General features: G+C 73.0%; 11 protein-coding genes and 1 riboswitch. Of the genes, 5 read left to right on the top strand and 6 right to left on the bottom strand.

Annotated elements, in window-relative coordinates:
• Window positions 1-1,125 (bottom strand): glycine oxidase ThiO (thiO, locus tag VM324_04420; protein ID HVL98519.1); only part of this gene is annotated, 1,125 nt, incomplete at its 3' end.
• Window positions 1,119-1,222: riboswitch (TPP riboswitch) on the bottom strand. (Overlaps the previous gene by 7 nt.)
• A gap of 70 nt (window positions 1,223-1,292) precedes the next feature.
• Between thiO and guaA the strand changes: the two genes are divergently transcribed.
• Together guaA and VM324_04410 are read left to right on the top strand one after the other, a co-directional pair.
• Window positions 1,293-2,858: a glutamine-hydrolyzing GMP synthase gene (gene guaA / locus VM324_04415; protein ID HVL98518.1), complete on the top strand. Its 1,566-nt coding sequence runs from the start codon at window positions 1,293-1,295 to the stop codon at window positions 2,856-2,858.
• 135 nt (window positions 2,859-2,993) lie between these two features.
• Window positions 2,994-3,962, top strand: a complete 969-nt coding sequence (locus VM324_04410) for a hypothetical protein (protein HVL98517.1) — start codon at window positions 2,994-2,996, stop codon at window positions 3,960-3,962.
• Window positions 3,963-4,006: 44 nt separating this feature from the next.
• Here VM324_04410 and VM324_04405 read toward each other — a convergent pair whose 3' ends face one another.
• The 5 genes from VM324_04405 to VM324_04385 all read right to left on the bottom strand — a co-directional run bounded on the left by VM324_04405 (window position 4,007) and on the right by VM324_04385 (window position 7,794).
• On the bottom strand, window positions 4,007-4,459 hold the full coding sequence (locus VM324_04405; protein ID HVL98516.1) for a PIN domain-containing protein: 453 nt from the start codon (window positions 4,457-4,459) through the stop codon (window positions 4,007-4,009).
• Window positions 4,456-4,710, bottom strand: coding sequence for a hypothetical protein (locus VM324_04400; GenBank protein ID HVL98515.1), 255 nt, complete (start codon window positions 4,708-4,710; stop codon window positions 4,456-4,458). The genes VM324_04405 and VM324_04400 overlap by 4 nt, the downstream gene beginning before the upstream one ends.
• A 53-nt stretch (window positions 4,711-4,763) precedes the next feature.
• A complete protein-coding gene (locus VM324_04395; protein HVL98514.1) occupies window positions 4,764-5,171 on the bottom strand; it encodes a PIN domain-containing protein in 408 nt (135 codons plus the stop codon).
• Between the two features lie 258 nt (window positions 5,172-5,429).
• Window positions 5,430-6,227, bottom strand: a complete 798-nt coding sequence (locus VM324_04390; protein HVL98513.1) for a hypothetical protein — start codon at window positions 6,225-6,227, stop codon at window positions 5,430-5,432.
• Between the two features lie 715 nt (window positions 6,228-6,942).
• Complete coding sequence (locus tag VM324_04385) at window positions 6,943-7,794, bottom strand: hypothetical protein (protein ID HVL98512.1); 852 nt, start codon at window positions 7,792-7,794, stop codon at window positions 6,943-6,945.
• A 170-nt stretch (window positions 7,795-7,964) separates the two neighbouring features.
• Between VM324_04385 and VM324_04380 the strand changes: the two genes are divergently transcribed.
• The 3 genes from VM324_04380 to VM324_04370 are packed head-to-tail and all read left to right on the top strand — an operon-like array spanning window position 7,965 to window position 8,700.
• A complete protein-coding gene (locus tag VM324_04380) occupies window positions 7,965-8,357 on the top strand; it encodes a hypothetical protein (protein HVL98511.1) in 393 nt (130 codons plus the stop codon).
• A 42-nt stretch (window positions 8,358-8,399) separates the two neighbouring features.
• A complete protein-coding gene (locus VM324_04375; GenBank protein ID HVL98510.1) occupies window positions 8,400-8,537 on the top strand; it encodes a hypothetical protein in 138 nt (45 codons plus the stop codon).
• A gap of 34 nt (window positions 8,538-8,571) precedes the next feature.
• Window positions 8,572-8,700: a hypothetical protein gene (locus VM324_04370; protein HVL98509.1), complete on the top strand. Its 129-nt coding sequence runs from the start codon at window positions 8,572-8,574 to the stop codon at window positions 8,698-8,700.
• Window positions 8,701-8,807: the final 107 nt, after the last annotated feature.

The following is an 8,807-nucleotide window of genomic DNA, read 5'->3' as shown; positions in this document are numbered from 1 at the left end:
GGGGGCGACGAGGGCGGGGGCCTCGCCGGTGGTGAGCAGGTGGGTGATGGCGTCGGCGGTCACGGGGGTGAGGAGGATGCCGTTGCGGTAGTGGCCGGTGGCGACCACGAGTCCCTCGACGCCCGCGGGGCCGAGCAGCGGCGCGTTGTCCGGCGAGCCCGGCCGCAGGCCCGCGACGGTCTCGGCGAGCTCGTACTCGGCGATGCCGGGCAGCAGCTCCCACGCGTCGCGCAGCAGGTCGTGCACCGCCCCGGCGGTGACGGTGAGGTCGTGGCCCACCTCCTCGACGGTCGCGCCGACGACGACGCGGCCGTCGGCGCGGGTGACGACGTAGACGTCGAGGCCGCGGATCGTGCGGTCGGCCACCCGAGGGTGCCCGCCGCGTGGGCGCAGGTGGAGGAGCTGCCCCTTGACCGGGCGGACCGGCGGGACCGCGTCGCCGGGCAGCCCGGCGACCGCCGCGGTGCCGACGCCGGCGGCAAGCACCACCGCGGGGGCGTCGAGGCGGGTGCCGTCGGCGAGGGCGACGCCGGTGACACGCTCGCCGCTCGTGCGCACCGCCGCCACGCGCTTGGGCAGCAGGGTCGCGCCGGCGCGCTCGACCGCCACGCGCAGCGCCTCGACGAGGGCGCGGTTGTCGACCTGGTGGTCGCCCTCGACGAGGATGGCGCCGCGTATGCCCGGCGCGAGTCCCGGTTCCAGCTCGCGGGCTTCCCGGCCGCGCAGCCGCACCGCGTCGAGGCCGAGCTTGCACTGGAAGCGGTGGAGCTCGTCGAGGTCGGCCGCCTCGTCGCTGTCACGGGCGACGACGAGGGTGCCGCACCGCCGGTAGCCGGTGTCGACGCCGCTGGCCTCGGTGAGCTCCGCGGCGAAGTCGGGGTAGCGGGCTGCCGAGGCGAGGTTGAGCTCGAGCAGGGCCTCCTCGCCGTAGTGCACCTCGGTGACGGGGGCGAGCATGCCCGCCGCGGCCCACGACGCGCCCCGACCGGGTTCCTCGTCGACGACGGCGACCGCGAGGCCCGCCTGCGCGGCCCGCCACGCGATGGCGAGACCGATCGCGCCCGCGCCCACGACGACGACATCGGCCGCTGCGTGCATCCGGGGAACGCGGCTGGCGGTGGACACGGCGCTGCAGCTCCCTTCGCCGGCATTACCCGGCCGGTGATGACGGTCGGTGACGCTCGCCACCCTCTCAGCCCTTCGGGCTCCCGTGTGCCGTCCACCCTACCGTCACGCACGTCGGCGGGCGGCCGCGCGGCGGTCCCGTCGGGGTGGGCTACCCTGCTGTCCTCATGAGCAGCACGATCGCGGGCGTCGAGCCGCGGCAGGACTTCGACACCATCCTCGTCGTCGACTTCGGCGCGCAGTACGCCCAGGTCATCGCTCGCCGCGTGCGCGAGTGCAACGTCTACTCCGAGATCGTGCCCGCGACGATCACCGCCGAGGAGATCGCCGCCCGCCGGCCGGCCGGCGTGATCCTGTCCGGCGGGCCGAAGTCGGTGTACTCGCCGGGGGCGCCGCGCGTGGACCCGGGCGTGTTCGACGCGGGGGTGCCGGTGCTCGGCATCTGCTACGGCCAGCAGCTCATGGCCGCCACGCTCGGCGGCGAGGTCGCCCGCACCGGTGGGTCGGAGTTCGGCAAGACGGCCTTCACCGGGGTGGTCGACAGCGTCCTGCTCGCCGGCCAGCCGGCGGAGCAGACGGTGTGGATGAGCCACAACGACGCGGTCGTCGCCGCCCCCGACGGCTTCCGCGTCGTCGGGTCGACCGCCGGCGCGCCGGTGGCCGCCTTCGAGGACCCCGAACGGGGCCTGTTCGGCGTGCAGTACCACCCGGAGGTGACGCACACCCCGCGGGGCATGGACGTGCTGCGCGCGTTCGTCGCCGCCACCGGCGCGCGGCCGGCGTGGACCTCTCACTCGGTGATCGAGACCGCCGTCGAGGCGATCCGCGCCCAGGTCGGCGACGCGGCCGTGCTGTGCGGGCTGTCGGGCGGCGTGGACTCGGCCGTGGCCGCCGCGCTGGTGCACGAGGCGGTGGGGGAGCAGCTCACGTGCGTGTTCGTCGACCACGGCCTGCTGCGCCACGACGAGGCCGCGCAGGTCTCCGAGGCCTTCGGGGCGCACTCGTCGGCCCGGCTGGTGACGGTCAAGGCCGCGGACCGCTTCCTCGAAAAGCTCGCCGGCGTCACCGACCCCGAGGCCAAGCGCAAGATCATCGGCACCGAGTTCATCCGCGTGTTCGAGGAGGCCGCCCGCGAGCACGCCGGCGACGCGGCGTTCCTCGTCCAGGGCACCCTGTACCCCGACGTCATCGAGTCCGGCCACGGCACCGCCGCGACGATCAAGAGCCACCACAACGTCGGCGGCCTGCCCGAGGACATGGACTTCGCGCTCGTCGAGCCGCTGCGCTGGCTGTTCAAGGACGAGGTCCGCCGCGTCGGCGCCGAGCTCGGCCTGCCGCCGGAGATCGTGTGGCGCCAGCCGTTCCCCGGCCCCGGCCTTGCGGTGCGGATCATCGGGGAGGTCACCGCCGAGCGGCTGGGGTTGCTGCGCGCCGCGGACCGGGTGGTGCTCGACGAGCTGCGCCGCGCGGGGTTGGAGCGCGAGATCTGGCAGTCGTTCGCGGTCCTGCCGGCGATCCGCTCCGTCGGCGTGCAGGGCGACGAGCGCAGCTACGGCCACCCGATCATCGTCCGCGCCGTCACGAGCGAGGACGCGATGACCGCCGACTTCGCCCGCCTCGACTGGAACGTGTTGGAGCGCATCGCCGGCCGGGTCATCAACGAGGTCCCCGGCATCAACCGCGTCGCCTACGACATCACCTCCAAGCCCCCCGGCACCATCGAGTGGGAGTAGCCGCCGGGCGTCGCTCCCGCGGCGACCTGGTGAGGGTGACGTCTGCATATCGACGTCTACCTCGCCACTCCGGCTGTCCACAGGGCCGCGACGGTTCCTCGTGCCTGGTGCCTGCCCGCGCGCCACGCTACGGCGATGGGCGACTGGGCTGGGCTGCTGGCGTACGCCAAGGAGCACCACTACACCCTGCGCGTGACCGACGGGGAGCCGTTCGGCATCTCGGCCAGCGTGCTGCGCCAGCGCGCCGTCCGCGAGTGCTGGGAGCGCCCGTACCCGGGCGTGCTGTGGCTGCCTGGCTCAGTGCACGGATTCTGGCGGAAGAGCGCGGGCGTGCTGGCGTCGCTGCGCTCACGCGAGGCGGCCCTGGCGTTGCGCACCGCCGCGCACGCGCACGGCATCATCGACCGGCCGACGCCGCTGACCGAGGTCGTCCAGCCGCACGGGCGGTACATCCCGAAGCGGCGGCTGGTCACCGTGCGCACCTCGCGGAGGTTGACCGACGACGACGTCGTCGAGGTGCAGTCCCTGCGCTGTACGACGCCGGCCCGCACCATCGCCGACCTCGCGGGTGTGCTGACGGTCCCGGCGTTGCGCCCCATCGTCATAGACGCGGTACAGCGGCGCATCGTCACGCCAGATGAGCTGCGCCGGATCTGCACGAGCCTGCTGCGCAGCCTCGCGCGGAACCGCCTGCGCCAGGTGCTCGACGGCTTGGCCGCCACCCCGGTGGACTCGGCGTTCGAGTGGGACGTCGTGCAGGCCGTGGTCGGCCGGGGACTCGAGCCGGTGACCGGGTTCCCGTGGCGCTGCCCGGACGGTCGGGTCATCCACTTCGACCTCGCGTTCCCGCGGGCGTGGGTCGCCGTCGAGTGCGACGGGCGCGCCAGCCACGCCACCGGCAGGGCCTTCACGACCGACCGCATCCGCTGGACCCAGGCGAGCCGCGACTGGTCGCTGCTGTGGGTCGACTGGACCCGCTGGTCCGACCAGCGGCGGGCCATCGTCGACGACATCGTCGCCCGCGTCACCACCGCAATCCCCGCCCGGCCGCCCGCTGTGCCCGCCGACTGCTCCTGCCGGCGGTGCCGCACTCGCGGGCGGTAAGCGGTGCTTTCCGCGTCGAAGCCGTGACCGACGCGGCGGCTTGCTCAGGTGGCGGCCCCGTCCTGCCCCAGGCGATCGGCTGCGGCGGCTGGCGAGATGCGGGCGAGGCCGGCCACCTGATCGAAGGCCTCATCAGGGCTGATGATGACCGGGATGCCGTTGCTGATGGCCACGGCGGCGTGGACGGCGTCGGCGGCGTCGAGGGCGGGGGCGTCGTCCCACAGCCGCAGGCTCAGTCGCAGGTCGTCCAGCGTCACGTCGTGGAGGACGCAGACCTGGGTGAGGTCGGCGGCGAACCGCCTGGCCGCGCCGCGGTCGCCGGTCCGTCGGGCGCGCTGGTGGAGCACCTCCTGGACGGCGAGCACGCTGGCCTCTGCGGGGAACTCTTGTTGCAGCATCCCCTCGAACACGCGGCGACACGGCGACCGCAGCGGATGGTCGGTGCCGACCGCGTAGATGAAGACGGCGGTGTCGAGCAACGACCGCCCCAGGCTCACGAGGCTGGGTCGGACAGCTCGTCTCGCATCTGCTGCTTCATGACGGCCCAGTCCTCGACCGGCATCGGGGAGGCAGCCAACAACCTGTGTACCGCCGCCTGCCGGTCGGACTGGTCCGGCGGGTACACCCGGTCGATCGCGTGGCGGACGAGCGCGGCGACCGGCGCCCCCGTCCGCTTCGCCTCGCGCTCGAGACGGGCGTGCCGCTCGTCGTCGAGCAGGATCTGCAAGCGCCGTACCAACTCGGCCATGCTCTCACCGTAGCATGTGCAGACCAGCGCATGTCTCGGGCACGGGCGCCCCATCAGTCGGGCAGCAGGCGCAGCGACGAGATGTGCGCGGGCCGCATCACCGCGAAGCGCCGGCGGTCCAGTGTGGCGAGCTTGTCCTCGCCCAGCCGCTCCACGACCGCGAGGACGGCGGCGTTCACCAGACCGACGCGGAGGTCACGGTGCTGGCGCATGATGTCGCGGACGCGCTCGTAGTCGCCCGCGGTGAGGTCCGCGACGTCGAGGCCGCCGGCGATGAGATCGTCGAGCAGCGCCTCCCAGGCCGGGTCCTCGCGCAGGAAGTACTCCACCTCCACGAGCACCGGCGCGGGCACCATCCGCCGTTCGGTCGTCGTCTCGAGCAGCCCGCGGCAGCTGTCGTGGTCGGGCTCTGCGGGGCGGGCGGCGGCGACGAGCACGCCGGTGTCGATGATCAGCGTCACGCGCCGCGGAAGTCGTCAGCGCGGTACGCCTGGTCCTCGTCGGCCGCGCGGGCGTCGACGGCACCGCGCACGGGACTGCTACCGAGGAAGCGCAACGGGGGCTGCTCCCGCTCGACTTTCTCTTCTAGGGCCTCGCGGATCACCTTCCGAGCGAGACGCCCCGGGCATCGGCAAGCTGCCGCAGCCGGTACAGGGTCCGCTCCTCCGCGACGATCGGCGTACGCGTGCGCTGCTCCGTCGCACTGTCACACACACCGGTCAGCTTGAGCGGACGAGCACACAACCCATCGCGGGGTTGTAGTCCTTTGAGGACACCACCGGCAGGTCCTTGTAGCACTTCGACGTCCCAGGCTTGTACGTCTTGTCCAGCGTGGGGTTGACGAAATCGGCGATGATGTAGCCCCCGTTCTTGAAGTAGACCTCCTTCAGGGCGGCGATCCCGTCGGGGTCCGTCGCTTTTTTCCCGCTCGGGACGCCCTGCACGCAGTCGGTCATCGGGCCGAAACCCGTCACGAGCTTGAGGAAGCTGGCGTCGAACCGCTGCTTGGCGCCAGGGAACTTCTTCTCCAGGTCGTCGAGCTGGACGGACGTGGTGATGGTGAATTTGCCCTTCTTGCTCGTGAGGGTGATCGGCCCACGGGTCCTGACGGCCCGCCAGCAGCTCGGCGCTTCGGCGTCGCCGGCCCCAAGCGTCTTGCGCAGCTGGTCGAGCTGGGCACCCGCCGCTCCGAGGGAGCAGCTCTTGAACTGCACCGACCGGGGCGCGAACTCCTTCTTGACGACGCCTTTAAGCGCCCCGGCGAGCTGGCCGAGCGACACGGCCGTCGCCTTGGTGAGGTCCTGACCCATGTAGATGTTGCCACTTGGCCCGGAGTGCCCGACGAAGATGAGGCGGTTGATCGGCACGTCCACCTTGCCCAGCTCGGCCACGAGCGTCGGCAGGTCGTACGCCGTGATCGAGCGGCCGCCCGCCGCGGCCAGGGCGGACGCCTCGTTTACCTGGAACTCGTCACCCGAGGTCAGTACGACCACGTCCTGGCGGACGGCTGCCAGCATCTGGGCAGGCAACCCCGCCATGCCCGGCAGGAACCGCTGCAGCGTCGCCGTCGAGGTCGACCTGCTGTCGGACTGTCGCTCGTCAACGTCCGCACAGCACGCCGCCTGAACACCCTCACGCTCCGCTGCGGCGCAGGACGCGCAGGAACGCTGGGCCACGAGCGCGCGGCCCGCGGGCGGGGCGAGCCCGGGGGGAGCACGACCGCGGAGCAGCGAAGCGACGGCATGGTTGCCAGCCGCGGCATGCAGCCCCAGAAGCCCATGGTCACGGAGGTCGACGCGTGAGTCGAATGCTCGCCCGTCCGCCAAGGGCGACCGCGGTTTCTCGAGGGGCTCGCGCATGCCTCACCTCAGCAACGCCGGCGGGTGCCATCTCTGCCCGTGAGCCTGTCGGTTCACGCCCTCTTGGCGCCAGGGCCGAAGGGGCACCCGAACGGGCAGGTGCACGAGACCTTCATGGACAACCCGGTGGGAGGCGGCGTGTCGGCCCGGGCGTTCCTACATCGAGCAGGTACAGCAGGACAAGGCCCTGATAGGCCCTTCTGCCCTGTTCGCAAGGCCCTTTCCAGCCGCTCAGCGACGTCCGGCAGTGCGGCGAGCCGCAGCGGCAAGCTGGCCGTGCGCGTGGCGGCAAGCCGCCGCGCTGCCAAAGACGTGCAAATGCGCCGGCTATTCCTCGTGCCGCAGCGCCACCCTGGGGAGTAGCGCCGGCGGGTCAGCGCAGGAAGTAGCGGCCGTCGACCTCGACCGCCGGGTGGTGCAGTGCGCGGACCGCGCCGTCGCGGTGGCGGGTGACCGAACGGAAGGCGGCGCCGAGCCGGGTCGCGGTGGAAGACCAGCTCGTCACGCGCCATGTCGACGAGCCAGTAGTCGGGGACACCGCCGACGGCGTACAGGCCCCCTTCAGGCCGTGGTCGCAGGCGCGGCTGGTGTGGGCCCCCTCGATGACGGGCGAGGCGGTCGCCGGGTGCGCCGCGCGGTAGGGGTCGGCTCGGGCGGGGCGACCAGAATCGGGCTCGGGCTCGGACAGGTCGCTGAGTGCGGACGGTTTGCCGACGCGGACGGTGCCCTCGCTGGCGGGGATGCGCTCGACGAGCAGGCGGGTGAGGCGGGCGCAGACCGCGGCGTGCGGCGGGCCCTCCTCGGCCGCATAGACGATCTGGCCGTCGAGCAGCTCGACCTTCTCGTCGTCGAAGGCGCTGGCGACCCAGCGCCTCGTACTCGGAGCGGCACAAGGGTCGCCGGGGGAGCTCGCCCACGCTTGGCGTCCTGCCCAGGCCCCATCATGGGCCTGGCTGCGGTGACAGACAACCGTGGAGGGCTGGCGGTGTGGGTGGCCCCAAGGCCATCCGCTCAGTGGGCGTGCAGGGCGACGACCAGCTAGCCCGGCACGGTCGGGCAGGTCCTCCCGTGTCCAGCGGCGCCCGCCTGGGCCACTGCCCGGCGGGTGCGCCGTGGCCTGCGCCACGAACCGGGCGATGGCCGCCCCCCTGGCCGGCGGGTGAGCATAGGAGGTGAGGAACTCGCGCACGACCGCGTTCACCGAGGTGTAGGGCGGGCTGTCCAACCTTGGCCTGGTGAGGTTGCGGCGCAACCGACACTCGCCAACTTCACCACTATCGGCTAGCCACCGGCGCGCCGCCATGGTTCGGGCGCGCGGGGGCGGCGCTCGTCATCCTGCCCTATGCCGACTGGCCCGGCCTGTTCGCCCACCCCGCGCGCACACGCACACTGCGGTTGACCGACGGTGTGCCCTTCGGCATCTCCGCGTGCGTCTTGCGCCAGCGGGCCGCCCGTGAGGGACGGGAGCGCCCGTACCGAGGCGTGCTGTGGCTGCCCGGCCCCGCGCCGGGGTCCTGGCGGACGGGCGCTGCCGTGCTCGCCTCTGTACCGTGCCCGGGAGCGGCGCTGTCCCCGGGCAGCGCAGCGGCCTACGCCCACGGGATCATCGACCGGCCGCCGGTGCTGACCGAGGTGGTGCTCCCGCACGGCCGGTACCCGCCGAAGCGCCGGCTTGTGAAGGTGCGCATGTCGCGCACACTGACCGAGGACTACATCGTCGAGGTCGAGCCGTGCGCTGCACGGCGCCGGCGCGCACGGTCGGCGACCACGCGGCGGTCCTGGCCCTGAACCCCTGCGGAGCCTCGCCATCGACGCCTGCCAGCGTCGGTTGTGGTCCTTCCCGATCTCGAGGGGGCCGCTGCGCGGCTCGGCCCGACGGTCGCGCGCATCCGCCTGCGGCAGGTGGTCGCCGAGCTCGCCGCCGCCCCGGTTGACTCGACGTTCGAATGGCAGTCGCGGCCGCGGTGACCGGGCGCGGGTTGCAGCCCGTTACCGGCTTCCCGTGGCGCTGCCCCGACGGCCCGTGGTCCACTTCGACCTCGCGTTCCCGTGGGCGTGGGTCGCCGTCGAGCGCGACGGCCGAGGCAAGTACGCCACCGGCCGGACGTTCACCACCGATCGCATCCGCTGAACGCAGGCCAGCTTGGACTGGTCGCTGCTGTGGGTGGACTGGGCCCGCTGGCGTGAGGAGTCAGCGGCGGTCGTCGACGACATCGTCGCCCGGTCGCGACCGCTGCT

It is taken from the genome of Egibacteraceae bacterium, assembly GCA_035540635.1.
GTDB lineage: Bacteria > Actinomycetota > Nitriliruptoria > Euzebyales > Egibacteraceae > DATLGH01.
Note: the sequence above shows the minus strand (reverse complement) of the source record. Positions and strands in the feature narration are given on the sequence as shown.

Coding starts and splice junctions, on each gene's coding strand:
- guaA (HVL98518.1), top strand. CDS start 1,293: ATGAGCAGCACGATCGCGGGCGTCGAGCCGCGGCAGGACTTCGACACC.
- VM324_04410 (HVL98517.1), top strand. CDS start 2,994: ATGGGCGACTGGGCTGGGCTGCTGGCGTACGCCAAGGAGCACCACTAC.
- VM324_04400 (HVL98515.1), bottom strand. CDS start 4,710: ATGGCCGAGTTGGTACGGCGCTTGCAGATCCTGCTCGACGACGAGCGG.
- VM324_04390 (HVL98513.1), bottom strand. CDS start 6,227: ATGCTGGCAGCCGTCCGCCAGGACGTGGTCGTACTGACCTCGGGTGAC.